19 protein-coding genes and 1 pseudogene are annotated in these 25,765 nt (G+C 62.1%); 13 read left to right on the top strand and 7 right to left on the bottom strand.

The features are described 5' to 3' along the window. The 4 genes from BZ163_RS05365 to BZ163_RS05350 all read right to left on the bottom strand — a co-directional run. The coding region (locus BZ163_RS05365; protein ID WP_128870073.1) for a curlin at positions 1 to 1,067 on the bottom strand (1,067 nt) is incomplete at its 3' end. A 28-nt stretch (positions 1,068 to 1,095) separates the two neighbouring features. Further along, positions 1,096 to 1,557 carry a curlin gene (locus BZ163_RS05360; protein ID WP_128870072.1) on the bottom strand — a complete coding sequence of 154 codons (462 nt, stop codon included), beginning with the start codon at positions 1,555 to 1,557 and terminating at the stop codon, positions 1,096 to 1,098. Positions 1,558 to 1,617: 60 nt separating this feature from the next. Then, positions 1,618 to 3,852, bottom strand: a complete 2,235-nt coding sequence (locus tag BZ163_RS05355; RefSeq protein ID WP_128870071.1) for an Ig-like domain-containing protein — start codon at positions 3,850 to 3,852, stop codon at positions 1,618 to 1,620. Between the two features lie 35 nt (positions 3,853 to 3,887). After that, positions 3,888 to 5,234: a hypothetical protein gene (locus BZ163_RS05350; RefSeq protein WP_128870070.1), complete on the bottom strand. Its 1,347-nt coding sequence runs from the start codon at positions 5,232 to 5,234 to the stop codon at positions 3,888 to 3,890. Positions 5,235 to 5,538: 304 nt separating this feature from the next. Here BZ163_RS05350 and BZ163_RS05345 point away from each other — a divergent pair, with 304 nt between their 5' ends. From BZ163_RS05345 to BZ163_RS05325, 5 genes are all read left to right on the top strand, one after another. After that, on the top strand, positions 5,539 to 6,987 hold the full coding sequence (locus BZ163_RS05345) for a sensor histidine kinase (protein ID WP_128870069.1): 1,449 nt from the start codon (positions 5,539 to 5,541) through the stop codon (positions 6,985 to 6,987). Positions 6,988 to 7,168: 181 nt separating this feature from the next. Continuing rightward, positions 7,169 to 9,976 carry a multicopper oxidase domain-containing protein gene (locus BZ163_RS05340; RefSeq protein ID WP_128870068.1) on the top strand — a complete coding sequence of 936 codons (2,808 nt, stop codon included), beginning with the start codon at positions 7,169 to 7,171 and terminating at the stop codon, positions 9,974 to 9,976. A 17-nt stretch (positions 9,977 to 9,993) separates the two neighbouring features. Then, positions 9,994 to 11,004: an SCO family protein gene (locus BZ163_RS05335; RefSeq protein ID WP_128870067.1), complete on the top strand. Its 1,011-nt coding sequence runs from the start codon at positions 9,994 to 9,996 to the stop codon at positions 11,002 to 11,004. A 102-nt stretch (positions 11,005 to 11,106) separates the two neighbouring features. Continuing rightward, positions 11,107 to 12,600 carry an ATP-binding protein gene (locus BZ163_RS05330; RefSeq protein ID WP_128870066.1) on the top strand — a complete coding sequence of 498 codons (1,494 nt, stop codon included), beginning with the start codon at positions 11,107 to 11,109 and terminating at the stop codon, positions 12,598 to 12,600. After that, positions 12,569 to 13,999 carry a sigma-54 dependent transcriptional regulator gene (locus BZ163_RS05325; protein WP_128870065.1) on the top strand — a complete coding sequence of 477 codons (1,431 nt, stop codon included), beginning with the start codon at positions 12,569 to 12,571 and terminating at the stop codon, positions 13,997 to 13,999. The genes BZ163_RS05330 and BZ163_RS05325 overlap by 32 nt, the downstream gene beginning before the upstream one ends. On the opposite strand, the gene BZ163_RS05320 is transcribed toward BZ163_RS05325, so the two are convergent. Further along, complete coding sequence (locus BZ163_RS05320; RefSeq protein WP_128870064.1) at positions 13,990 to 14,376, bottom strand: hypothetical protein; 387 nt, start codon at positions 14,374 to 14,376, stop codon at positions 13,990 to 13,992. The two genes, BZ163_RS05325 and BZ163_RS05320, sit on opposite strands and share 10 nt — an antisense overlap. Positions 14,377 to 14,555: 179 nt before the next feature. Here BZ163_RS05320 and BZ163_RS05315 point away from each other — a divergent pair, with 179 nt between their 5' ends. The 7 genes and pseudogenes from BZ163_RS05315 (at position 14,556) to BZ163_RS05290 (ending at position 21,817) form a co-directional block, all read left to right on the top strand. Next, complete coding sequence (locus BZ163_RS05315; protein ID WP_128870063.1) at positions 14,556 to 15,362, top strand: bifunctional 2-polyprenyl-6-hydroxyphenol methylase/3-demethylubiquinol 3-O-methyltransferase UbiG; 807 nt, start codon at positions 14,556 to 14,558, stop codon at positions 15,360 to 15,362. 212 nt (positions 15,363 to 15,574) lie between these two features. Further along, positions 15,575 to 16,242: pseudogene (locus BZ163_RS05310) on the top strand (ABC transporter ATP-binding protein). Between the two features lies 1 nt (position 16,243). Beyond that, entirely contained in the window at positions 16,244 to 18,715 is a 2,472-nt protein-coding gene (locus BZ163_RS05305) for an FtsX-like permease family protein (RefSeq protein WP_128870074.1), read from the top strand. Then, positions 18,705 to 19,775, top strand: a complete 1,071-nt coding sequence (locus tag BZ163_RS05300) for a lipocalin-like domain-containing protein (protein ID WP_128870062.1) — start codon at positions 18,705 to 18,707, stop codon at positions 19,773 to 19,775. The genes BZ163_RS05305 and BZ163_RS05300 overlap by 11 nt, the downstream gene beginning before the upstream one ends. Before the next feature lie 137 nt (positions 19,776 to 19,912). Further along, entirely contained in the window at positions 19,913 to 20,155 is a 243-nt protein-coding gene (locus BZ163_RS05295) for a hypothetical protein (protein WP_128870061.1), read from the top strand. 11 nt (positions 20,156 to 20,166) lie between these two features. Next, a complete protein-coding gene (locus BZ163_RS34730) occupies positions 20,167 to 20,340 on the top strand; it encodes a hypothetical protein (protein WP_168187314.1) in 174 nt (57 codons plus the stop codon). A 799-nt stretch (positions 20,341 to 21,139) separates the two neighbouring features. Next, positions 21,140 to 21,817, top strand: a complete 678-nt coding sequence (locus tag BZ163_RS05290) for a type 1 glutamine amidotransferase domain-containing protein (RefSeq protein ID WP_128870060.1) — start codon at positions 21,140 to 21,142, stop codon at positions 21,815 to 21,817. 94 nt (positions 21,818 to 21,911) lie between these two features. Here the strand turns inward: BZ163_RS05290 and BZ163_RS05285 are convergent, their stop codons facing one another. Both BZ163_RS05285 and BZ163_RS05280 read right to left on the bottom strand, forming a co-directional pair. After that, positions 21,912 to 23,291: a VOC family protein gene (locus BZ163_RS05285; RefSeq protein WP_128870059.1), complete on the bottom strand. Its 1,380-nt coding sequence runs from the start codon at positions 23,289 to 23,291 to the stop codon at positions 21,912 to 21,914. Between the two features lie 112 nt (positions 23,292 to 23,403). Continuing rightward, positions 23,404 to 24,360, bottom strand: a complete 957-nt coding sequence (locus BZ163_RS05280; protein ID WP_128870058.1) for an alpha/beta fold hydrolase — start codon at positions 24,358 to 24,360, stop codon at positions 23,404 to 23,406. A 217-nt stretch (positions 24,361 to 24,577) separates the two neighbouring features. Here BZ163_RS05280 and BZ163_RS05275 point away from each other — a divergent pair, with 217 nt between their 5' ends. Further along, positions 24,578 to 25,651 (top strand): diguanylate cyclase, encoded by a 1,074-nt coding sequence (locus tag BZ163_RS05275; RefSeq protein ID WP_128870057.1) that lies wholly within the window; start codon positions 24,578 to 24,580, stop codon positions 25,649 to 25,651. The last annotated feature ends 114 nt before the right edge of the window (positions 25,652 to 25,765 follow it).

Genomic DNA, 25,765 nt, shown 5'->3' with positions numbered 1-25,765 from the left:
CATGATTTGGCGGCGCCGGCCTGGGTGAAGCTGGCGGTGTTGTCGCTGCCGGTCTGGTTGACGGTTGCGCGCTGGTTGCTGCCGAACTGGCCACCGGCTTGCGGACCTTTCCAGTTGCTGGCGTAGACCTTGTTGTCGTTACCCACCGAGTTGGCGGTGAGCACATGGCTGTCGCCGGTCTGGTAGGTGAAGTGCACGTTGCCGGTGCCCTGTTGGTACAGCGCCAGGGTCGAGCTGGTGGACTCGAACTGGTCGGCGTAGATCGCGTTGGCGTCGCCGATTTGCAGGATCTGGGCGACGTTGTTGTTGCCGAAGCTCTGGTCGACGATGGTTTCGTTGGCTGTACCGATCTGGTCGACGGTGGCCTGGCTGGCGAGTTGGGTGTCCTGCCAGACTTCGCTGCCGTTCATGTCGCCCAGCTGGTTGATGGTCACGGTGCCGCCCTCACCCGAGGTCTGGTGGCCGTAGGCGTAGTTGACTTCGCCCGCCTGGTTGATGTTGATCTGCCCGGCCAGGTGGCCGATCTGTTCGCCGGTGCCGTAGTTGGCGGTGCCGTACTGGATGACTGTCGCGTTGTTGCCGGTACCGTACAAGAGTTGCTCGACGTTGGCTTCGTTGCTGTCACCAAGCTGCAAGGTGGTGGCGGTATTACCGTCCTGGCCTTCCTGGTAGATGAAGGAGAAGTTGCCGGTGCCTTGCTGTTGCTGCAACGCCTGGTTGGCGCCGAGTACGCCGATCGACTGGCTGGCATGACTGGTGTTACCGGCACCGACCTGTTGCTGGACGATAGTGCTGCCGTTTTCGTACAGCTGCTCGGCATAACCGGCGTTGAAGTCACCGACCTGATCCTGGGTAATGGTGCCGGTGGCGTTGTCTTGCTTGGCGGCCGCGTTATTGCCTTCGCCGAGCTGTGTCTGGGTGGTGGTACTGAAACTGGCCTGGATTTGCGTCACATCGGCGATGTTGGCAGTCCCGACCTGATTCTGGGTGGAAAGGCTGTCATCGGCCATCGCCTGGGCACTGACAATGACCAGAATGGCGGCGGTGAGGGGCGTCAGTTTGAACATGATGAAACCTCCAAAGTGGGGCAATGCTTTAGCGATACTGTTTGACTGAAACGCTCATGCCGTTTCCCGACTGGGTCACGGCACTCGAGAGCCCCGTGCCGGCCTGGTCGATGCTGGCGTCGTTGTTGTTGCCGTTCTGGGAAATCTGCGCGCGGTTGTGGCTGCCGTTTTGTGTGATTTCGGCGTTGTTGCCCGAACCTTGCTGGGTGATCAGGGCCATCAGGTCGCTGCCTTGCTGCAGGATGTACGCTTCCTGATTGCTCCCCGACTGGACAATGCGACCGAGCAGCGACTGGCCGTTCTGTTGCAGCAGCGCGACGTTGGCCTGGCCGTTCTGGTCGATCAGCGCTTGCTGGCCGATCGGCGCTGGCCATTCGCCGAGGTCGGCTCCGGGCGCCAGGTCGTCGTTCTCCATCAAATCATCGGCCCGCACGCCCGCACTGCTGCAAAGCAGAAGCAGGCAGAGCAGGGTGGCGGTCGATCTTTTCATGGCGGTGTCCTTTGGGAAGAGGCCTGCCCCACCGACCGGCCAGATCGGTGGGGCGAGGGCTTACTGCACGGTAACGGCGACCGTGCGCACGGTGCCCTGGGACGAGCGGATGGTCGCTGTCGGGTTCGCCGACGGGATCACCGTGGTGCTGTTGCTCACCGTCAGCCGCCAGCGTCCGGTCAACGGCACCGTGGTGGTGCCGAGGGTCACCAGCCCGGTCGGCGTGGTCACCTGGATGGTGATGGTGTTGCCGGTGGTCACCGATGAGGTGCCCGAGAAGTCCCAGTTGAAGCGGTTGTTGGAGCGGGCCGTCACCGTGGCCGCGGTCACCGCGAAGGTTTCCGCTGCGGGTCTTGGCGAGACTTGCACCGTGACCGTTGCCGGTGCCGACTGGGCGCCGAAGCTGTCCCTGGCGACGTAGGTAAAGGTCGTGGTGAAGGCCGTCGTGACCGTGGCCGGTGGGGTGTAGGTGATCACGGTGCCGTCAGTGCTGACGGTGCCGCGACCGGCCGCTGGCTGGGTCTGGATGGCGACGGTTAACGGCACGTTGCCTTCCGGATCGGTGTCGTTGGCCAACACGTTGATCGGTACCGCCACGCCCAGGGTCGCGATGCTGTCGACGACGGCCACCGGAGGCTGGTTAGGCGCCACGGTGATGGTCACGGTCGCCGGAGCGGTCGAGGCCAGGCCTTTGACGTCTTGCGCCTTGTAGGTGAAGGTCGTGGTCAGCGGTGCGTTGACTACGGCCGGTGGGGTATAGACCACCGCTGCCGTGCCGCTCAAGGCGACGGTGCCCTGGTTAGCGGCCGGTTGGGTCAGCGCGGTGATGCTCAGTGGCGTGTTGCCGTCCGGGTCGCTGTCGTTGCCCAGCAGGTTGAGGGTGATCGGCACCCCGAAGCTGGTGCTGCCGGTGTCGGCCACGGCCAATGGCGCCTGGTTTTCACCGGTGTCCGGGGCCGAACCGACCACCACGACCGGCTCGGTATCGCTGCCGCCCCTGGCGGATTTGATCGTGACGGTGGCCGGTGGCTGCGGCAGATCGGCGACGGTCAGGCGTTGCAGGGTGCCGGTCTTCGACAGACGTCCGTAACCCTGGGCGACCATGTCCGGTACCGCCACTTCGTCAGTGGAGGTGGCCTCGATCAGCAGGCTGTGATTGCTCCAGTTGTACCGAGCGGTCTGGACTTTCACCACGTCGGTGACCTTGCTCGACACTGCCGTCGGCCGGGTGGTACCCGTCGGGTTAGTAGCGGTGACCACCACGACCGGCGGCACGTTGCCGGTGAACTGACGCTGGCCGAAGAACAAGCCATTGTTGTCGCCGGTCATGTTGATCAGGCATGGCGACAGCGGTGGGCCGGGTACCAGCGCAATGCTTTCGCGGAAGCACAGGCTCGACGTGTTGCCCGATTTGCCGAAGACTTCGACCCGCGTACCGGTGTCGGTGCGCCGGTAAGTGGCGCGGTCGATTTCCACCGGGGTCTGGGCACGGTTGTCGAGGACTTTGCCGGATACGGTGAACAGGTTGGTCTCGATGGTCCCGGCCGGTCCCTGGATACGCACGAAGTTGGTGTTGTTGGGGCTGCCGGTGACCTGCTCGGTGAGGTTCGGATCGCCGACGAAGGTCTCGACGGTTCCGGTGTCCGGGTTCATCTCGGTGTAGGGGCCGTTGACGCTACGCAGGAACGGGCCGACGTTGCCATTGAGCACGCCGCTGAAATTACCGGGTGCACCGATGCCGATGTCCCGGGTCAGGTTGATGGCGCGCCGCCCCGTGGTGGTGACGTTGATCGTTTCCACCCCGTAAGGGTGGGTGATGGTATAGACCCCGGGAGTCGGTACCGAGACGCGCAGGCGAATACGCGCGAAGGAGACCTGATCACCATCCACCGGGGTTTCGGCGCCGAATGCCGCCTCGACCGCGGCCACGTACACTTCCAGTTCATACCCGCTGTTACCGACTTGCGGGATCGCGGTCTCCGCCGCGAACCAGAAGGCTTCTCCGGGCCAGTTGTCGGGGAAGACCATCGGCTGGGCGTCGTCGTAGACCCCCGGTTCCGCCGCCAGGATGCACATGAAGGACGGTGGGTTGGTGACCGGCACCCGCGTGCTCGCGGCCCGGGACTGGCACAGCTCCAGCTTCAATTGATTGTTGTCCTGATACCACATGGGGAATTTCCCCGTGGCGAAGGTGTAAGGGCCGGGGTCGACGGCGGCGAGTTGCGCGAATGCGCTGCCGGACAGCGATAACGTCAGTCCCAGGGCGTTGAGCGCCAGGCGTGGCCAATTGTTCATGATGCCTCCTGATGAGGATCTGGGCGTGTGAGCGTTCATTGCACGATGACCACTTCTTCGGTGTCGCTGCCGCCATTGGATGACGTCACGCGAACCCTGGCCGGTGGAATCGGCGAGATCCCGGTGGCCAGGGTTTTCACCGCGCCTTCGCCACTGAGGGCGCCGATGGCGGCACCGCTGGCGGATGAGGCGGTGAGCACTGGCGGCGAAGTTTCATCACTGGTCGAGGCCACGAGGGTCAGTTGCCCGCTGCTGAGGCTGTACTCCGCACGCTGGATCACCACCAGGTCGGTCAGCGCCATGGACAAGCTGGTCGGTGTGCTGGTGGGGATCGCCAGGTGGTTGTCCGCGGTTACCTGCACCGTGCTCGGCAAGGTCGGGTTGGCCGCGGACTGCGCGTACCAGTTGCCGGTGGTGTTGGCTTCGCTCATGTTCAGCACCGGGCTGCTGCTGGTCACGGTGGCAGTCGCCGGCGGCGGAGGCGCCATGACGAACACGTCCTGCTGGGCGATCGGCGCGCTTGCACCGGCTTTGCGCGAGTAAGTGCTGCGCTGGGCGATCACCGGCGTCGGCCGCACCACCGTCGACAACTTGCCGGAGATGCTGAACAGCGTGGTGCGCAGATCCAGGCCATTGGGCCCTTCGATGCGCACGAAGTTGGTGTTGAACGGGCTGCCGGTGATGGCCTCTTCGATGTTCGGGTCGCCGATGAACTGCTCCGCCGAACCGGTCAGGGGATTGGTCTCGGTGTAGGGGCCATTGACGCTGCGCAGGAAAGGTCCGACGTCACCGCGCAGGGCGCCGTCATAGGTTTTCGGCGAACCGATGCCAATGTCGCGGGTCATGTTGATCGCCCGGGTGCCCCCGGCAGGCACGTCGAAAATGTCGACCCCGTAAGGGTGGGTGATGGTGTACGTGCCGGCGGTGGGCACATCGACGCGGATACGTACCCGGGCAAAACTCATCTGGTCGCCTTCGACCGGTTCTTCAGCGGCGAAGGCCGCTTCGATGGCGGTACCAAACGACAGGTCGATGCCCCGGGCGGCGTCGACGATGGCCGCATCGGCGGTGAACCAGAACGCCTCGTCAGGGAAATTGGTCGGGAAGACGATCGGCTGTGCGTCATCGAATACACCGGGGGTCGGCAGCAACGTGCACATGTACGACGGCGCACCGGGTGCGCCGGGAGCCCTGGAGCTGACGGCCTTGGACAGGCACAGGTCGAGGGTTCGACCGTGGGTGTCCTGATACCAGGCGGCGAACGAGCCGTTGGCGGGCAGATAGGGTCCGGGGTCGACGGCATACAACGCCGCCTGGGCGATGCCTTGGGCCAGAGCACTCACGACCAGGGCGGCCGCGGTTTTGGACAGTAAAGGGTGCATGAGTTAATCCCTCTATCAGAGTACCTGTCCCGTGAGGTGGGTCAGTTGAGAGGGTCTTCGGCAACTTCCGTACCAAGCGGCGAAAACGATCCTGAGAGGTCCGGGGCGCGGGCCTGCGGCGGGCAAACGCTGTCAGGCCATCGCTCGATCAAGCGGGCCATTGTCCCCAGCATTGGGGGTAGGTGGGGAAGGCGGGGAGGTGTGGGATAGCTACCACAGCCTTTGCCGGTCCAAACCCCGACATCGGGCAAACGGCCAGCATTGGGCTATAACCCTATAGGGGAAACGTCGGGAACAAATGTCCATGAACATGCCTACCAAAGCGCTCCAGTCGCAGGAGGGCGAGACTCGCCTGCACTCGCGCAAGCCGCCGTTCAATCTGTTGCGCTGGTTTTCGCTGATCAGCCTGGCGGTGATCGGTACGGTTGCCGTGGCGCTGGGGGCTGTGTCCACGCGGTTCGTGATTACCGAGAGCGTGCAGCGCGATGCCTTGCTGACGTCGCAGTTCATTCAGGCGATCGCCTCGGCCGAGGTGCGCCATGTGTCGATCCCCAACGTGCGGACCATGGGCGAGCTGCTCGACCCCCGCAAGGACAAGGACTTTCCCGACGTCGACCCGATGGCCCGGGCCAATGCCCGTGGCGAATTCCTCGACCATATCGAACACTTGCCGGACGTGATCCTGGCCAACATCTACGCCCCCGACCGCATGGTGATCTGGTCGACGAACCCGGCATTGATGGGCACCACGATCCATACCGACGACGACCTGGATCAAGCCTTCGCCTCCAAGACCCCGGTGTCGGCCAGCTATCACAACGTCGACCACAATCGCATGGAGCAGAAGTTCGTGACGCCCCCGGAATACATCTTCATCGAGAACTACATTCCGTTGTTCGATGCCGACGGCGACAAAGTCACCGCGATGGTCGAGATCTACAAGGAGCCCAAGGACCTGATCAATCGCATGGAGCGCGGCCTGGTCATGATCTGGCTCGCCACCGCCCTGGGCGGCGGGCTGATTTACCTGGGGCTGTACTGGATCGTGCGCCGGGCCGCGATCCTGTTGGCGGCGCAACAGCAGCAACTGATCACCAACGAAACCTTTGTCGCCTTGGGCGAGATGTCGTCGGCGGTCGCCCACAGCCTGCGCAATCCGTTGGCGACCATTCGCTCCAGCGCTGAACTGGCGCTCGAATTCGACAGCGGCGCGGCGCACAAGAACATCAACGACATCATCGGCCAGGTCGATCGCATGTCGAAATGGGTCAGGGAGCTGTTGCAATCCTTGCGCCCGCTCAACGACGAGGCGGAGCCGGTCAATCTGGTGGCGGCATTGCATGACAGCCTCATGGCCTTCGAGCAGCAGATCGCCAAGGCCAACGTCCTGGTCGTGTTCGAGCCCAGGCAGACACCCATGGTCCTGAGCCAACAGGTGCAGTTGACGCAGATCCTCAACAGTTTGCTGGCCAATGCGCTGGAGGCGATGGAGAAGGGCGGCACGCTCACCATCGCCCTGGAGCCGACCGATGCCCAAGGCGTTTGCGTGGCGGTGAGCGACACCGGCAAAGGCATGAGCGAAGAGCAACGCAGCATGGCCTTCCGGCCGTTTTACACCACCAAGCGCGGTGGCCTGGGGGTCGGACTGGTGCTGGTCAAGCGGATCATGGACCGTTTCGGCGGCGCGGTGACCCTGGAAAGCCGCGAGGGCGAGGGCACCACCGTGCGGCTTTCATTCAAACGGCTCACCTGAAATCGGGTATGAACTTTCCCCATTAGCGGGTGCCATTCCCCAGTCGTTTTTCAGTCATGGCACATTGATGTTGATAAGCCACTGTTTTGTCAGGCGTTAACGCTATGTAAAAAATTGTTACAAATATGGCGAGCTACTTGCAAATCACCAGTACCCCTTCATGACTTCGAGGCGGCTGGTGATGGACAGTAAAGCGCGGTTTCCCTTCAAGCGGTTCGGCTTCCTGACGCCTTTGAGCGTCCTTCTGACGATGACGCTGGGAACAGCCGGTCTTCGTGCCAGCCCCATCGATGACGAACGACAGCCCGAACCCACCGACCCGTCGGCGTATTACGACGAACCCGCCGACAAACCGGCCGCGCTGAATGCCATCCTGACGATGCCGGAGGCCAACGAAGACGCCTTCGATTTGCCCGATGGCGTCAAAGGCAGCCGCGACACCACGCGCCAGGAAAATATCCTGCCGCCCAAGGTGCAGACCAGCTTCAATTACCCCACCAATGGCAAGCCCAGCCCGCTGTTCGGCGCTCAGCCGTTCACCCAGCAACTGGTGCTGTTCGAAGAATTCGGCCCGGAAAAACTCGACCCCACCACACCGGCGGCGCCCTTGGGGTTTCCACCGGCGGCGATCGGCCCGGCACCTGCGCAGGACCCCGGCAGTGCGGCGCGCAGTGCGCCACCCGGCGCGGCCCTCGATGCGTTCTTGCGCCAACCGGGACTGACGCCATTTCCGAGCCAGTTCGCCAACGTGGTCGACCGCAATCCGTGGCAGGCGCAGATCGAGTATTTTCTCAACCGGCACATCGGCTCTGCCGCCGAAGGCCGTCCGCCAGGAAAGGGTTGGTCGCATCAGCGCTGGAACGAGTTCTACCCGCAAGCGGCCTACAAGACCGTGCAGACCGGTGCACGAACCAACGGCGGCCTGCGCGACAGTCGCCAGATGCATGGTTACGCCCTGGGTGAGTTCGGCCCCGGAGGTCTCTATCACAACACCGCCGGTGTACCGCTGACCGATGGCACCGCCAAAGGCGTCGATGCGCGCTTTCACCCGAACATGCCGGTACAGAACCACAACTCGGTCTGGACCTTCGACGGCACCTTACCCCCAAAATTACTGATGGTGCGTTACGGCCAGCCGGTGCTGATGCGCCATTACAACGGCTTGCCCATCGACCCGGCGGCCAACATGGGCTTCGGCTTGCACACCATCAGTACCCACGAACACAACGGTCACGCGCCGGCGGAAAGCGACGGTTACGCCAACGCGTTTTTCTTCCCGGGGCAGTATTACGACTATCGCTGGCCAATCCAGCTGGCCGGTTACGACAGCATCAATACCCGCGCCGAAGACCCGCGTGCGGCCTTCCCGTGTTCGCCGGGGGAAACCCTCTGGGTCAATGACATGAACCCCGGCCGCAAGACGTGCGACCACGGCACCATCAAGATTCGTGGCGACTGGCGCGAAACCATGAGCACCCACTGGTTCCACGATCACATGCTCGATTTCACCGCGCAGAACGTCTACAAGGGCAACGCGGCGATGATGAACTACTACAGCGCCCTGGACCGCGGCAACGAATCGGTGAACGACGGCGTCAACCTGCGCTTCCCCAGCGGCAGCGCCTTGCCGTGGGGTAACCGCGACTATGACGTCAACCTGTTGATCGCCGACAAGGCCTGGGATCAGGGCGGTCAACTCTGGTTCAACCCGTTCAACACCGATGGCTTTCTCGGTGATCAGATACTGGTGAACTGGCAGTGGAAGCCGGCCCTGGATGTGCGCGCCCGCAGCTATCGGTTGCGGATCCTCAATGGCTCGGTGTCGCGTTACTTCAAGCTGGCCCTGGTGCGCGAAGTCAAGGGCAGCGGCGGTGAGTTCCCCGGACCGAAAAACTCTGGCGTTTCCTACAGTCGGGTGCCGTTCCACATGATTGCCAACGACGGCAACATCATGGAACACAGCGTGCCGTTCGACGGCAGCATGGACCTGGACGCCGACGGTAATAAACAGAACCACAACGCGATCCTGCCGACCCAGGGCATCGCCGAACGCTTCGACATCATCGTCAACTTCGCGAAGAACGGGATCAAGCCGGGGGACAAACTGTTCTTCGTCAATTTGCTGGCCCATGACGACGGCAAGGGCCCGAAAGAGCCGATTGCCCTGGGCGATGTGCTCTCGGAAAAATACCTGGCGGTACTCAAGCAAAGCAGCAAGGGCCCGCAGTGGGACAAGGGTGACCCGGCCGTGGGCAAGATCTTGCAGCTCAACGTCAAGGCCTACACCGGTCAGGACCTGGCCATGGACCCGGCCGCCTATGAGCCGGCCAAACCGGGCAAGGCCGAAGGCATGGCGATGATCCCGCTGAAGATCCATCGCGATACCGTCGCCGACAAGGCGCTGTTGGCCAAGGCCCGTCACCGCACCTTCACCTACGGGCGCTCGGACGGCACCGACGAAGCGCCCTGGACAGTCAAGACCGACGGCGGTTTCGGCTTCCATATGGACCCGCGTCGCCTCAACACCTCGACCCAGTTGGCCAGTGGCCCCACCGATGCCGGTGTCACCGGTTTCGGCACCCTGGAAGTGTGGAACATCAAGGCCGGCGGCAAGGGCTGGAGCCACCCGGTGCACGTGCACTTCGAGGAGGGGATCATCCTGAGCCGCGGCGGCAAGGCACCGCCGGAATGGGAAAAATGGGCGCGCAAGGACGTCTATCGCATCGGCTCGGAAGACGATGGCCTGGACAGTGTCGAATTCGCGATCAATTTCCGCGAATTCGCCGGGACGTACATGGAGCACTGTCACAACACGCAGCACGAGGACAACTCCATGCTGCTGCGCTGGGACATCGAGAAACCGGGGCAATTGCAGTTGATGCCGACGCCGCTGCCGAGCTGGGATGGCGTGCGTTACGTCAACTCCGCCGCATTGCCGACCTTCCGCACTGGCGATGGCTTCGGCCCGCAAGTGCCGGTCAAGAAATGAAGCGGGAGCGCACCGACATGAACGGGCATACGCCGCGCTCCCGTGCCTTGGGCGCGCACCTGGTACTGATGCTGGTCTGTTGTCTGCTGGCGAGCCGGTTGCTGGTGGCCCACGAGGTCGCCGAGGTGCCGACTGCGGCGGCGACACCCTGGGGTGCAGATTATTTCCCCAATACCCTGCTGACCGACCAGGACGGTCGGCAGGTGCATTTCTTCGATGACCTGATCCGGGACAAGGTGGTGGTGATCAATTTCATCTTCACCACCTGCAGCGATTCCTGCCCGCTGGAAACCGCGCGCCTGCGTCAGGTGCAACAGTTGCTCGGGGACCGGGTCGGCAAGGACATCTTCTTCTATTCGATCAGCATCGATCCGCTCAGCGACACGCCCGAGGTGCTCAAAGCCTACGCGCAGCGGTTCAAGGTCGGGCCGGGCTGGCAATTTCTCACCGGCGACTTCGACGCTGTCACCGAACTGCGGCACAAGCTCGGGCTGTTCATCGAAGGCGTCGACAACGGACGCAGCAAAGACCACAACCTGAGCCTGATCGTTGGCAACCAGGCCACGGGCCGCTGGATGAAAGCCTCGCCCTTCGAGAACCCGTGGATTCTGGCCGATCAGTTGGCCAACACCTTGCAGAACTGGAAGCAGCCCAGTGTCGAGCAAAGCTACGCCAATGCACCTGAACTCCGGCCGCCCAGCAGCGGCGAAGAATTGTTTCGCACCCGCTGTGCCTCATGCCACAGCCTCGGCCCGCAGGACGGGCAAGGCATCGGCATGCGCAGCATCGGTCCCGACCTGATCGGCGTCACTCGCCAGCGAGCGCCGGCGTGGCTGGCGCGCTGGATTCGCGAGCCGGACCGCATGCTGGCCGAAAAGGACCCGATCGCGATGGAATTGTTTGAGCGCTTCGACAAGATACCGATGCCCAACCTGCGTCTGGATGAGAACGCGGCGCAGTCCATCCTGGTTTTTTTGCAGGAAGAAACCGAGCGGCAGCAGCCGTTGCAGGCGGTGCAAACGCAGTAGCGGCCAAATAATATCAATGACGCCATCAGCCTTGGACAATGCCACCTACACTGAGTCGAAACACGGCTGAAAAGGCTTGATGCAAGCATCCAGGACCCGCCCATGCAGATATTGGAACAACACACTACAGCGGCGTCGCAGACGCCGGCTACAGAACGCAAGGGCAGGCGTGGGCCGTTCAATTTGCTGCGCTGGTTCTCCTTGGGCAGCTTTTTCATCATCGCTGCCGTGGCGCTGGGGTTGGGCTCTGTTTCCACGCGATTCGTGGTGACCGAGAGTGTCGAACGCGATTCCATGCTGACCGCGCAGTTCATCCAGGCCATGGGCGAGGCCGAAATCCGCCATGCTGCGATCAGCCCGAACCGAACCATGGGTGAAATGCTCGATCCACGCCAGGACCATGGGTATCCCGACGTCGAACCGGCGACCCGAGCCGCCGCGCGCATCGAGTTTCTCGATCATGTGGAGCATTTACCCGACTTGCTGCTGGCCACGGTGTATGCCCTGGACCGTACCGTCGTGTGGTCGACCAACCCCGAGTTGATCGGCGTGCGCATTGAAGGCGATGAAGAGCTGGATGAGTCCTTCACCATGAAGGAGTCGGTGTCCACCAGCTACCACGAGATTGTCGAGGAACGCCCCGAGCAGCGATTGCTGCGCGAACCTGAATACCTGTTCATCGAGAACTACATCCCGATGTTCAATGCCGACAAAAGCCAAGTGATCGCCATGGTGGAAATCTACAAGGAACCGGTGGATCTGGTGGCGCGCATCCAGCGCGGTTTCAAGGCCATCTGGCTGGCGACCGTGCTGGGCGGCGCGGCGATTTACCTGGCGTTGTTCTGGATAGTGCGGCGTGCGGCCAAGCTGCTCGAGAGCCAGCAGAAACAACTGGTCAGCAACGAGACCTTTGTTGCCCTGGGGGAGATGTCCTCGGCGGTGGCTCACAGCCTGCGCAATCCGCTGGCGAACATACGCTCCAGTGCCGAACTGGCCCAGGACATCGCCAGCCTGGGCGCGCAGAAGAACATCGGCGACATCATCAACCAGGTCGATCGCATGTCGCGCTGGGTCCGGGAACTGCTGATGTCGTTGCGACCGGTGAATGACGACGATGAAACAGTGGACCTGGTGCTGGCCATCGACGACACCCGGGGTGCCTTCGACGCGCTGATCAAGCGCTACGGGGTCGAGGTGCGTTTCACCCCACAGGGTTGTCCGCTGGTGGTCAGCCAAAAGGTATTGCTCACGCAGATTCTCAATAGCCTGTTCGCCAATGCCCTGGAAGCCATGCCCAAGGGCGGCGTGCTCAGTATCGAGATCGAATCGCCGCAGCCGGGGCGGGTGTGCATGACCCTGAGCGACACCGGCAAGGGCATGAACCCCCAGCAACAGCAAATGGTGTTCAAGCCGTTTTTTACCACCAAACAAGGCGGGTTGGGCGTAGGCCTGGCCTTGGTCAAACGAATAATGGAGCGTTTCGACGGCTCGGTCGAACTGACCAGCCGGGAGCAGGAAGGAACCCGCGTCAGTCTCAACTTTATAGTGGCAACGGGAGGGGAAAATGGAGCGCAGCATACTGCTGGTCGAGGATGATGAACTCCTCGCCGAGAATATTCAGACCTATCTGGAGCGTAAAGACTTCGAGGTGACAGTCTGCCACTCGGCCGAGGATGCACTGGGGCAACTGGGCACGTTCGTGCCTGATGTGGTGCTCACCGATAATTCGCTGCCGGGCATGAGCGGTCACGACCTGATCCAGAAGCTGCGCATCAGCGCGCCGGACCTGAAAGTGATCATGATGACCGGTTACGGCAACGTCGAAGATGCCGTGACGGCGATGAAGGAGGGCGCGTTCCATTACGTCACCAAGCCGGTGGCACTGCCGGAGCTCAAGCTGTTGCTGGACAAGGCCCTGGCCACCGAGCGGATGGAACGCACGCTGTCGTTCTACCAGGAACGCGAAGCGCAGAAGTCCGGGGTGCAGGCCTTGATCGGCGATTCGGCGCCCATGCAATATCTGAAAAACACCATCGGCCAGTTGCTCGACGCCGAGCGGCGGATGGCCAACACCGATCTGCCGCCGGTACTCGTCGAAGGCGAGACCGGTACCGGCAAGGAACTGGTGGCCCGGGCGCTGCACTTCGACGGTCCGCGCAGCAAAGGCCCGTTCATCGAATTCAACTGCGCGTCGATTCCCTCCAACCTGGTGGAGTCGGAACTGTTCGGTCACGAGAAGGGCGCCTTCACCGACGCCAAGGACCGTCGCGTCGGGCTGGTGGAAGCGGCCGATGGCGGTACGCTGTTTCTCGATGAAGTCGGGGAAATGGACCTGTTGCTGCAAGCCAAACTGCTGAAGTTGCTGGAAGACCGGACCATTCGCCGGGTCGGTTCGGTGAAGGAGCGCAAAGTCGATTTGCGGGTGATCAGTGCCACCAACTGCAACCTCGAACAGATGGTCCAGCAGGGCAAGTTCCGCCGCGACCTGTTCTTCCGCCTGCGCATCATCTCGATCAAGGTGCCGCGCCTGTATGCCCGTGGCGAAGACATCCTGGTGCTGGCCCGGCATTTCCTGGCGATCCATGGCAAACGCTATGGCAAGCCGCACCTGCATTTCAGCGACCAGGCCGAAGAGTTGCTGCTCAACTACAGTTGGCCGGGCAACGTGCGCGAATTGCGCAACATGCTGGAGCAGACCGTGCTGCTGGCCCAGAGCGACACCATCGCCACCCACCAGTTGAACGTGTGCCTGAGCCTGGTGGACGAGCCTCTGGCGTACCAACAGGAGCTCCAACACAGCGAACCGCGTCCGGCCTACAACGGCACCGAGTCGATGAACCTGCCGGAAGTGGAGCGCGACATGGTGCGCAAGATGCTCGACAAGACCGACTGGAACGTCACCAAGTCCGCACGGCTGCTGGGCCTGAGCCGCGACATGCTGCGTTACCGGATCGAAAAACTCGGCCTCGCACGCCCGGATAAACGTCAGTGGTAGACCTGGGCAGGCTGTTCCTGGCCGCGGAGGCACGCGAGCATACAGGAGGGGTCGAGCACTTCTTCGTTGACGTAGACGCCGCGTTCCGCGTCATAGGAGCGGATGAACACCCGCACGGTGGCATCCGCGACGGTCGGCAATCGTGAGTCGTAGAACACATGCTGGCTCGCAATCGGGATGAACTCCCGCGGGGCCGTCGGAATGTACGACCGCGGCGGCACTGTGCTCAGGGACGGTGGAACGGGATGGGCGAAGGGTTGGTTGTCGCCGTAATAGTTGAACCCGCTGCTGTAATCGGTGGTGGGGGTCAGGTCGTCCGCCTGGGCGGCGGTGGTCAGGCAGACAGCGAACGCCAGCATCAGATCGGTTTTGCTCATGGTTGCACCTGCGAAATCGGTAGCCCCGCATTTCCCCAAGGTCATTAACTATAGCTGGCATATGGGCACGCGTTTGCGATGCGTGGATTACAAGAAACCAACAAACGCCAAATGGGTTTTTTCAAGGCGCTGATCTAGACTCGTGCCGGTCAATCAAGACCCGAGTTCTGGAGCGTGCAATGGAAATGCCGACAAAAGAAAACGCCATCGCCAGCAACCGCGATGCCTGGAATGACTCCGCCCGACACCACAAGGACGCCCCGGAATGGCAGGCTCTTTCGAGCGCCGTGGGTCATCGGGGTTTTTCCTGCCTGGATGAGACCCTGACCGATTTGCTGGAACAGGTCGGCGTCGATGGCAAGGATGTGGTGCAACTGGGCTGCAACAACGGACGCGAAAGCGTTTCGCTGTTTGCGCTGGGTGCCCGCAGCGTGGTCGGCGTCGACCAGTCCGCCGCCTTCCTCGATCAGGCGCGGGAGCTGGCGTCTCGTTCGCCCCATGCGCCTGAATTCATCGAGGCCGACATCCATCGTCTGCCGGGGGAACTTCGCGATCGTTTCGACGTGGCGCTGATCACCATCGGCGTCTTGAACTGGATGCCGGACATCGGCGAATTTTTCCGCCATGTCGAGCAAACCCTCAAGCCTGGCGGCAGCCTGGTAGTGTACGAAACCCACCCCTTCCTGGAAATGTTCGACCCCGAGTCAGCTGATCCCTTGCGCCCGGACAGCTCGTACTTTCGCCGCGAACCTTTCGTGCAGGACCAGCCCATCGTCTACGAAGGCCAAGTCGAACAACCCTGCGCGACGTCCTACTGGTTCGTGCACACCCTGGGCGCGATCTTCACCGGCGCCATCGACGCCGGGCTGCAGATCAGTCACTTCAAGGAGTACCCGCATTCCAACCGCGAGGAACTCTATGACCAGTATCAACAGCAGCAGGCGCAGTTGCCGTTGTGTTTTACGTTGGTGGGGGTGAAGGGTTGAGTTTCTGAGCTGGACTATGTGTAGCTGCCACTGACGCCTTCGCGGGCAAGCCCGCTCCCACAGGGGGTTTGTGTCGGCCACAAAACTTGCTCAAACACAAATCAAATGTGGGAGCGTGGCTTGTCTGATCGCCGCACCGCCACGATGAACGATAACGCGGTGCCACTGGCGTCCGCTATCCTAGGCCCACTGACCTCAACGAGCCTGCCCCCATGCTGTCGGTCCAAGGCGTCTTCAAAAGCTACGCCACTCCCCAGGGTCCATTACCCGTATTGCAAGGTGTCGACCTGACCTTGAAACCCGGCAGCAGCCTGGCGCTGATGGGCGAGTCGGGCAGTGGCAAGAGCACCTTGCTGCACTTGATCGCCGGGTTGGACAAGGTCGATCGCGGCAGCATCGTCAGTGGCGGGCATCGCCTGGAACAGATGAGCGAAGGGCAATTGGCAAACTGGCGGCGGACTGAAATCGGCCTGGTGTTCCAGCAGTTCAACCTGATCGGCAGCTTGCGCGTGGAAGACAATCTGGCGTTCCAGGCACGGCTGGCGGGGCGCCATGATCCGCGTTGGCAGGCGCATCTGGTGCAGCGTCTGGGGTTGGCGATCTGCTGCGGCGTTATCCGGAGCAATTGTCCGGCGGGCAACAGCAGCGGGTGGCGCTGGGCCGGGCGCTGGCGTCGCAACCGCAACTGCTGCTGGCCGACGAACCCACCGGCAGCCTCGATGAAGCCACCAGCGACGAGGTGTTGAAGTTGCTGCTGGAACTGCTCGACGACAGCCCCACAACCTTGTTGATGGTCACCCACAGCCCACGGGTCGCGGCGCGACTGGCGGAGAAAGTGGTGCTGCAGGGTGGCCGTCTGGCTGGCGCGGACGAGCGCTGAAGTGCGGGTCTTTGGCGAAACCTTGCGCGCACTGCTCAGCCATTGGCGGCAGCACCCGGTGCAATTTTTCAGCGTGCTGACCGGGCTCTGGCTCGCCACCAGTCTGCTGGCCGGCGTGCAGGCGCTGAACAGCCAGGCGCGGGACAGCTATGCCCGGGCCAGCCAGATGATCGGCGGTGAACCCCAGGCCAGCCTCAGTACCCCCAGCGGCGCGAGCTTTTCCCAGCAAGTGTTTGTCGACCTGCGCCGTGCAGGCTGGCCGGTGTCGCCGGTGCTGCAGGGCCGGCTGACACTCAAGGGCCATGAAGACCAGCGCTTGCAGCTGATGGGCATCGAGCCGGTGTCGCTGCCGGCCGGTTCCGCGGTGGCCGGGCAGGCACTGGCGATCGAGCAGATCGTCGAATTTTTCAGCCCGCCGGGCAAGACCTGGATTTCGCCGCAGACCTTGCAGGCCCTGGGCTTGCACGAAGGTGAACAGCCGCCGAGCCTGGGCGGCGTGGCATTGCCGCCGCTGCGCGTGGAAAACGAGATGGCCCCCGGTGTGTTGCTGGTGGACATCGGCGTCGCCCAGCAGGTGCTGGGGCTGCCGGATCAACTGTCGCGCCTGCTGCTGCCCAGGGATTTCAGCGCGACGCTGCCCGATCAATTCAAAGGCCAGCTGCAACTCAAAAGCAGCGGCGAAGAGAACAATCTCGCGCGGCTGACCGAGAGTTTTCACCTGAACCTCGATGCCCTGGGGTTTCTGTCATTCGTGGTCGGCTTGTTCATCGTTCACGCCGCCATCGGCCTGGCGTTGGAGCAACGCCGAGGATTGTTGCGAACCTTGCGCGCCTGTGGCGTCAGCGCGCGGATGTTGATTGCGTGCCTGAGCGTCGAACTGGGTGGACTGGCACTGATCGGCGGCCTCGCTGGAGTGATCAGCGGCTACGTGCTGGCCAGCGTGCTGTTGCCGGATGTCGCCGCCAGCCTGCGCGGGTTGTATGGCGCCGAAGTGGCAGGACGGCTGAGCCTGAGCCCGTGGTGGTGGCTCAGCGGCGTCGGCCTGAGCCTGCTAGGCGCCTTGCTGGCAGGTGCCAACAGTCTGTGGCGGGCGGCGCGTCTGCCGTTGCTGGCCCTGGCTGATCCGCAGGCCTGGCATCAGGCGCATGCGCGCTGGTTGCGACGCCAGGGATGGGTGGCCGGGACTGCCGCTTTAATTGCGCTGCTGGCATTGCTGCGGGGCGACAGCCTGGCCAGTGGTTTCGTGCTGACGGCCGCGCTGTTGCTGGGCGCCGCGCTGGCGCTGCCGGTGGTGCTCAATAGCGTGCTGAGCCTGGTATTGCCGCGCAGTCGCTCGGTGCTCGGCCAATGGTTTGTCGCCGATTGCCGCCAGCAACTGCCGGCCCTGAGCCTGGCATTGATGGCGCTGCTGTTGGCCCTGGCGGCCAACATCGGTGCCGGCAGCATGACCGCCGGTTTCCGCCAGACTTTCAGCGACTGGCTCGAACAACGGTTGACCGCCGAGCTCTACCTCAACCCGCAAAACCCGGCCCAGGCCAGGGAGCTGCACAGCTGGCTCAAACAGCAACCGCAGCTCACGGCGGTGCTGCCCAACTGGCAGGTGTCTGTCCAGGTGCAAGGGTGGCCGGCGGATATTTTTGGCGTGATCGATCACCCGACCTACCGCCAGCACTGGCCGCTGCTGGAAGCCTTGGGCGACAAGCCGTGGGAGCGCCTGGCCGGCGACGATGCGCTGATGCTCAGCGAGCAACTGGCCCGGCGCTTGAAAGTGCGCCTTGGCGATCACCTGACGATACCGACGCCGGGCGGCCCGTGGTCGCCACAGATCGTCGGGATCTACGCCGACTATGGCAACCCCAAGGGCCACATTCTGGTCAACGCCGACCACTTGCTGCGCGCCTGGCCGCAGTTGACCCCCAACCGCTTCAACCTGCGCATCGACCCGCCGTCGATCCCGGCATTCCTGGCGGCGCTGCAAGCGCGTTTCCATCTGGATGACAGCCGCATCGTCGATCAGGCGCGGCTCAAGGGCTGGTCCACGCAAGTGTTCGAGCGCACTTTCGCCGCGACCGCTGCGCTCAACAGCCTGACCCTCGGCGTGGCGGGCGTGGCGTTGTTCATCAGCCTGTTGACCCAGAGCCAGAGCCGCCTCGGGCAGCTTGCACCACTGTGGGCGCTGGGTGTGACGCGCCGGCAATTGATGCTGCTCAACCTTGGGCAAACCTGGCTGCTGGCGGTGCTGACGTTGGTGCTGGCATTGCCATTGGGCATCGCGCTGGCCTGGTGCCTGAATGCCGTGATCAACGTCCAGGCCTTCGGCTGGCGCCTGCCGCTACAGGTGTTCCCGCTGCAGCTGTTGCAGTTGCTGGGGTGGGCGCTGCTCGCGACCTTACTGGCGTCGGCGTGGCCGCTGTACTCGCTGTATCGCACGCAACCGGCGGATCTGCTGAGGACCTTTGCCCATGAGGATTAAGGTCGGTGTGTTGATTCTGGCATTGCTCGGCGGGTGCGATCATCCGGCGCCTGTCGAGAAAGGCTTCGCGGGGCTGGGCAATCAGGCTGCCGCGTTCAAGCCGGTGGTGCCTGGCAGGGTCTTCAGTTTCCCGCTGGATCACGGCCCTCACGCCGGTTTTCGCATCGAATGGTGGTATGTCACCGCCAACCTCAAGGACGCTCAGGGCAACGCGTTTGGCGCGCAATGGACCTTGTTTCGCAGTGCCTTGAACGCGGCGCCCGAGCAAGCTGGCTGGGGTAGCCCGATCATCTGGCTGGGGCATGCCGCGGTGACGTCGGCAACGGTGCACCACGCCGCCGAACGTTACGCCCGGGGTGGCGTCGGCCAGGCCGGGGTGAACCTGACGCCGTTCAGTGCGTGGATCGACGATTGGCATTTCAGCAGCCAGGCCAGCGCTGACAACCCGTTGGCCGACCTGCAGCTCAGCGCCCGGGACAAGGCGTTCAACTATCAATTGCGGCTGACTTCTGCGCGTCCGTTGGTGTTGCAGGGCGACCAGGGTTTCAGCCAGAAGTCCGAACAGGGCCAGGCGTCCTACTACTACAGTCAACCGTTTTTCCAGGCCAGTGGCACCCTCGAAATCGATGGCAAGACACATCAGGTCAGTGGCCCGGCCTGGCTCGATCGCGAGTGGAGCAGCCAGCCGCTGACCGCGAATCAAACGGGCTGGGACTGGTTTTCCCTGCACCTGGACAGCGGCGAGCAGGTCATGCTGTACCGCATGCGGCATAAGGACGGCGAGCCGTACCTCACTGGCACCTGGATCGACGCCCGGGGGCAGACGCAGTCATTGCATGCCGCCGACATCCTGCTCGCACCACAGGGCACGGCGAACGTCGCCGGCCGCTCCATGCCCGTGCGCTGGTCGATCAAGATTCCCGGCAAGCAACTCGACATCACGATCAATGCCCTCAACCCCAATGCCTGGATGGATTTGCGCATTCCCTATTGGGAGGGACCGGTGCAGGTGACTGGCAGCCATGGCGGGCAGGGGTATCTGGAAATGACCGGCTATTAAAATCAAAAGATCGCGTTGCCCTATAGGAGCTGTCGAGCGAAAGCGAGGCTGCGATCTCTTGATCTTGACCCAATCCCCCCGGAACTCCGAACGCCGCCCAACCCTCTACCGTACGAACGCCCAAGCTGGAGCCCGTCATGAGCGACGACCTGAAACCGCCCGACCTTGCATCGTGGCAGCGCCTGTTCGAAGACAAGGCCTACTGGCAGCAGTCCCCCGATGCCCATTACGCCGAACTGTTGCGAGTGGCCGATGATTTGCTGGGGCAGGGCGCCATCGACCTTGAACAGTGGCAGGCCTTGAAGGCCAAGGCCGATCAATCCCATAAAGACTCGCCTGGAGTAAACGTCGCCCGGGAAGTCGACGACCCCCAAGCCTGAGGAGAACCGTCATGCACCGCAAAGCACCTGAGACCACGGAACACCCCGACGAACCGCGGCCGCCCGGAGAAGTCGAACGCGACAACGACGCCCTGCGCCCCACCGATCCGACCCGGCGCAAGGACGGTGGTAAAGGCACCGACAGTGGCGAATCCACCGCGCAGGAAACCGCGAAGACGCCCTGATCCAGGTCAATGCTCGTCGACACGGACAGGGAAAGGATTGAAGTTCTGAGGAAGCGCAAGATGGCTTATGACTAACTGTGAAATGCCAGTATGAAAATTGAGCATTGACCCTATATACAGTCTTGTACAACTTTTCTGTATAAGATCGCTCAATGATCGAACTGGTGGGTTTAAGCGGTTCAAGTAATGATATTCAGATTGTCATTTAATAAAAATGTTTCGATAAATTTCATGTTTATATACGCGCACATATTGTTGAAGTTGCATTAAAATACCCCCGTTCGCCCAGTGTCAGGGCTCTTTACCAGTGCATGGATTGCCGAGGCCCCTACACTGGGCGAACACCTTTGCTTGAACATCTCGTTAAAAGTTTCGGCACGAAAAATGGGCGACCGTCATAGTCGCCCATTTTTATTAGCGATCAATTCTTCTGATTCTATAGATGAATGTATCGCGCGCCACGCTCTGCACATATCATTCTTTTGATTAATGCACCGCAAAAATGTATAAGCCAGATCGACCGCATTCAGAATGTTATTCAGAAGATTTTTCCTCAAGTGCGCTAGAAGTTGCGCAGCGTTGTGCAATTTGTTGCACTCAACCGCAGCCGTTGGTGCGCAGCAGCAAAAATGTTCTTTTACAGCCAGGTCATTGCGTCACCCGGCGCGCATCAAGGCCATACGCCATCACTCAATTCTCGCGGGCGACAAGTGAAACAAACTGACACCGTGAAGGGTCCATCACACAGGTCCCCCGCGCGGTTCAGCCTGCGAAAACCCTGAAATGGAGTGAGAACGACATGAAAATCCTGATGGTCCTGACGTCACACGATCAATTGGGTGACACCGGCAAGAAAACCGGCTTCTGGCTGGAAGAGTTCGCCGCACCGTATTACGTGTTCAAGGATGCCGGCGCTCAGTTGACGTTGGCCTCGCCCAAGGGCGGCCAGCCCCCCCTGGACCCGAAAAGCGATGAGCCGGATGCGCAAACCGCGGCCACCGAGCGTTTTCGCCAAGACTCCGCCGCCCGGTCCGCCCTGGCGTCTACGGCCTTGTTGAGCAGCGTCCGAGCGGCAGATTACGATGCGGTGTTCTACCCGGGAGGTCATGGTCCCCTGTGGGATTTGGCCGAAGACCCGAATTCGATCGCGCTGATCGAGACGCTGCACCAGGCGGGTAAACCGGTCGCGGCAGTCTGCCACGCGCCGGGGGTGTTACGTCACGTCAAGGATGCGGATGGCCAGCCGTTGGTCAAAGGCAAGCGCGTGACGGGCTTCACCAACACCGAGGAGGAGGCTGTGCAGCTGACGAATGTCGTGCCGTTTCTGGTGGAGGATATGCTCAAGGCCAATGGCGGTGTTTATTCCAAAGGCGCTGATTGGGCGAGCTATGTGGTCACGGATGGCCTGTTGCTGACGGGGCAGAATCCGGCGTCTTCCGAGGCGGTGGCTGAGGCACTTTTGGCGAAGCTGAAATAAGATCAAAAGATCGCAGCCTCCGGCAGTTCCTACGGGTGTTTACAACCCCATGCAGGAGCTGCCGCAGGCTGCGATCTTTTGACGGCGTTTACGGTTATTTGCTCAATGCTGCGAAACACTCTTCGATCGAACGCCGTTGCGTCTCGGCATACAACCCCAACTCATCGATAGTCGGTCGCCCCAGCGCCTTTTCGAACGCCTGCCGGTTCGAATGCTCCCCGTAATGGGTTTGTGCCGCATCGCCCAGGTTCGATTGAAAGATCCCCGCCGCGCTGACCGGCAGGAAATCCTCATACACCAGCGGTTCAACCCGCACGTAGCCCCCGCTCAACAGATCCTCCAGAGTTGCAGATTTCAGCGCGTCCGCCCCCAGGCCTTTTGCTGTGACGAAGTAGCGAAAGTACGCCAGTTCCTCGAGCCGCATGCCTTCATAGGTATCAGGGAACTCGCTGAAGTGCTGCGCCATCAATTCGTTGTAGCGGACCGCGTTGGCCTCGTTGGGGAAATCGTCGAGTTCGTCCCGGGCGGCATTAAGCAAGCGGTCGTAAAGCGCCCGGCCCTTGGGGGTGAGCGCGGCACCGCGCTGTTCGATTTCACCGAAGCGGGCACTGTGGCTGCCGCCAGCCCCGGCTTGATCGGTGAAGGCGACGGGTTCGTCCAGGGCCTTGAAACTGGTCTGGCGCAACAGGATCGGACACTGACGGCGGGGCGGTCCTTCGATCACCGCTTTGGGCGTGATGCCGTGGGCGGGCATTTGCGCCTGGACGATGTCGATGTCCAGGGTGCGCGGTGTCAGGTGATTGATGTGTGGGCCTTTGAACGCCACCACGTCGGCGATCAGGCGATGCTGGGCGCTGAGTTTGCGGTACTGCTCGGCGGTGACCGTGGCGCTGTGGTGCCAGCGGAAGGTTTCCAGGGCTTGCTCGACAAAGTCCTGGGCTTCCTGTTCGGTCAGGCTGCCCTGGCTTTCGGCGCGTTCAATGAGAATCAGCGCTGCCGGGGTGAATATCGAGCGCTTGTCCAGTATCGACTGGGCAAACGCCCGCAGTTCCGGGTCTTCGATCAATTCCAGGCGCAGCAGAGAAGTGAATACGCGAAATGGGCTGACCTGCAATGCCGCTTCATGCACGGCACGGAATGCAGTGGAATGTACCGGTACGCCGGCCGGGGTCAGGTCGTAATAACCCACCGGCTGCATGCCCATGACCGCGAACAGCCGGGCGAGGGTGGCGAGTTCAGCGGCGGTGCCGACCCGGATTGCGCCATGCCGCTCCAGGTCCAGCCGTTCGATTTCGCCGGTGCCGTGCAACTGGCGGGCGATCTGCGGATCGCTGTCCAGGACATGGCGGTTGGTCTGTTCCACCAATTCCATCAGCGCGCCATACAACGGCACTTCTTCGCGGTACATGTCGGACATCGCTTTGGAGAAGCGTTGGCGGATCAGGTCAGGGCTGACGAAGTTCGGGTGGCTCATGAAAAAGGATTCCTGGCGCGGTGACGTGAAGGATGAGGGAAAAGATCGCAGCCTTCAGCGGCGCCGACAAACGAAGAATCTTCCGGACTTCATTCTGCCAAGGACTGCTTGCTCAGTGCAGCCGTTGGTCCTGCGGGCTCTCCGAGCGCTGGGATGCCAAAAACTCCCGATAGACCCGCGCCGTGTGCGAAGGGTCTTCGACCATCGGCAGATGGCCGATGCCTTCCAGGATCTCCACCCGCAGATCGTCGATGCCTTTACTCCAGATGGCCACGCTGCTGACATCGATCAAGCGGTCCTTGCGCCCCCACACCAACAGCGCCGGGCACCTGATGTCGGGGAGATGCGGTTCCATCGGAGCACTGGCGCGATAATCCCTGAAGATTTCTTCCAGTTCATCGCAGGCCTGTGCGTAGCGCTGGGCGATGGCGTCCAGCACCACACCGGGCACCCACGGCGGCTGGGTCATGGTCATGGCGTAGAAACGCTGGAATTCTTCTTTCGAATGAATCAGGAACGGGTTGTGCCCCTTGGCCAGGTGGCGCTCCAGGTCACTGATCTCGGGGGCGGTGACCCCGGCCGGGTCGATCAGGGCGACTGAAACAATGCGGTCCGGATAAGTGGCCGCCAGCCACGCCGCCATGTAGCCACCCATGGCGCTGCCGATCACATGGACCTTTTCGACGCCGCAGACGTCGAGCAACTGGATCATTCGCTTGGCCTGCAGCGCAATGTCGTAGCCGCCGCCCGCCTTGAAGCCGGTTTCGCCATGACCGGCAATGTCGGGGATGATCACTCGATAGTTGCCGACAAAGTGCCGGGCAAAGCGCAGCCAGATCTGCTTGTCGGCGCTGAAACCGTGGAGCATCAGCACGCTGCTGGATGCGTCGTACGGCCCGCCTTGCCAGGTCGAGACGGTCATTTCCGGGATCGGCACGATGAGCTTGTGCAGGCGATACAACTTGGCCTCTGCCGCCATGTTCAGGTCATACAGCCAGTGCCCGATGGCCGGGTAGCTCAACCAGCTCCAGGCCGCGAACACCGCGATTGCGACAACCAACAAAAGCATCAGCGTCTTCCTTCTATCTGATCAGGGCAGGTTGTGATCGAATCATTTGAGTGTAGGTCCGTTCCGCTCAGGGGCGAACTTCGATAGGCGCAGACCGGTTTTTTTTCAATGGGCCAATACCGCCAGCCGGTGATGGCTATTTAACGTTGCCCTGATAAACTTCCAGCAGATCTGCAACCCCGGTGTGTTCAGGTTCCGTCAGCGGCATAGAGGCCCCATGGAAAAAACGGGAGGAAAAGGACTTTCATTGGCCAGGAGGCTGTATACATCGCGGACCCTGGGCCTGGCCCTTGGGCTGTTGTGCGTGGGCGCGGCGATGTATCCACTCGATCCGGCGCCGTGGGTCTGGGTGTTGATGCTGCTCAACGGCATCCTCTGGCCGCATGTGGCCTACCAATGGGCACGCCGGGCGAAGGTGCCTTTCCACGCCGAACACCGCAACATCCTGGTCGATGCCTTTCTCGGCGGTTTCTGGGTCGCCGCCATGCAGTTCAACCCGCTGCCCAGCGCGGCGACACTGTCGATGATGGCGATGAACAATGTGGCGATCGGCGGCCTGCGTTTCCTGCTGGTGGGGACCGTCGCGCAGATGCTGGGGGGCGGTATCGGCTGGCTGATTTTCAGGCCGTTGTTCATCCCGCAGACCACGCCGTTGCAGTTATATGCCTGTCTGCCCCTGCTGTGTCTCTATCCGTTGGCGCTGGGCTGGATCTGTTTCCGTCAGGCCACGACCCTGGGCCGGCACAAACGTGAGTTGCTGGCCCTGAGCCGCACCGACAGCCTCACCGGCCTGCTCAATCACGGTGCCTGGAAGGATCAACTGGAAGTCGAGTTCCAGCGCTGCCAACGCCAGCATCGGGGCGGGGCGGTTGCCCTGATCGACATCGACCATTTCAAATCCATCAACGACACCTACGGCCATGTCGCCGGGGATATCGTGTTGCGCCAGCTGAGTAAGATCCTCAAACAGAACCTGCGGGCCGCCGACCTCGCCGGGCGTTACGGTGGCGATGAGTTCTGTGTGATCCTCCCGGATCTGCCCCTCGCCAGCGCCGCCGCGGCCATGGACGCCCTGCGAGATCGCTTCGCCACGCTGGGCTATGAGCAGAATCCGGCACTGAAAGTCAGTCTGAGTATCGGCCTGGCTGCCTTCAATCCGGCCCACACCGACGCGACCTTCTGGCTCAACGATGCCGACCGGGCGCTGTATGAAGCCAAATCGACGGGTCGCAACCGGGTCATCTGCTGCGGCGATGGCAGGCCTCGGCACGAATTGCTCGACCCGGTCTAAAAAGGCCTGAATTGGCCCCTGTGAAATCCTGCACTGGCCCCCCTGTAGGCGCTGGCTTGCCAGCGAAGGCGTCCGTTCAGGCGATAAATTTTGTCGCCTGACACACCGCCTTCG

Source organism: Pseudomonas sp. VI4.1 (genome assembly GCF_002029345.1).
In the GTDB taxonomy this organism is placed as follows: Bacteria; Pseudomonadota; Gammaproteobacteria; order Pseudomonadales; family Pseudomonadaceae; genus Aquipseudomonas.
The sequence above is the reverse complement of the archived record's forward strand: the minus strand, read 5'-3'. Positions and strand labels throughout refer to the sequence as shown.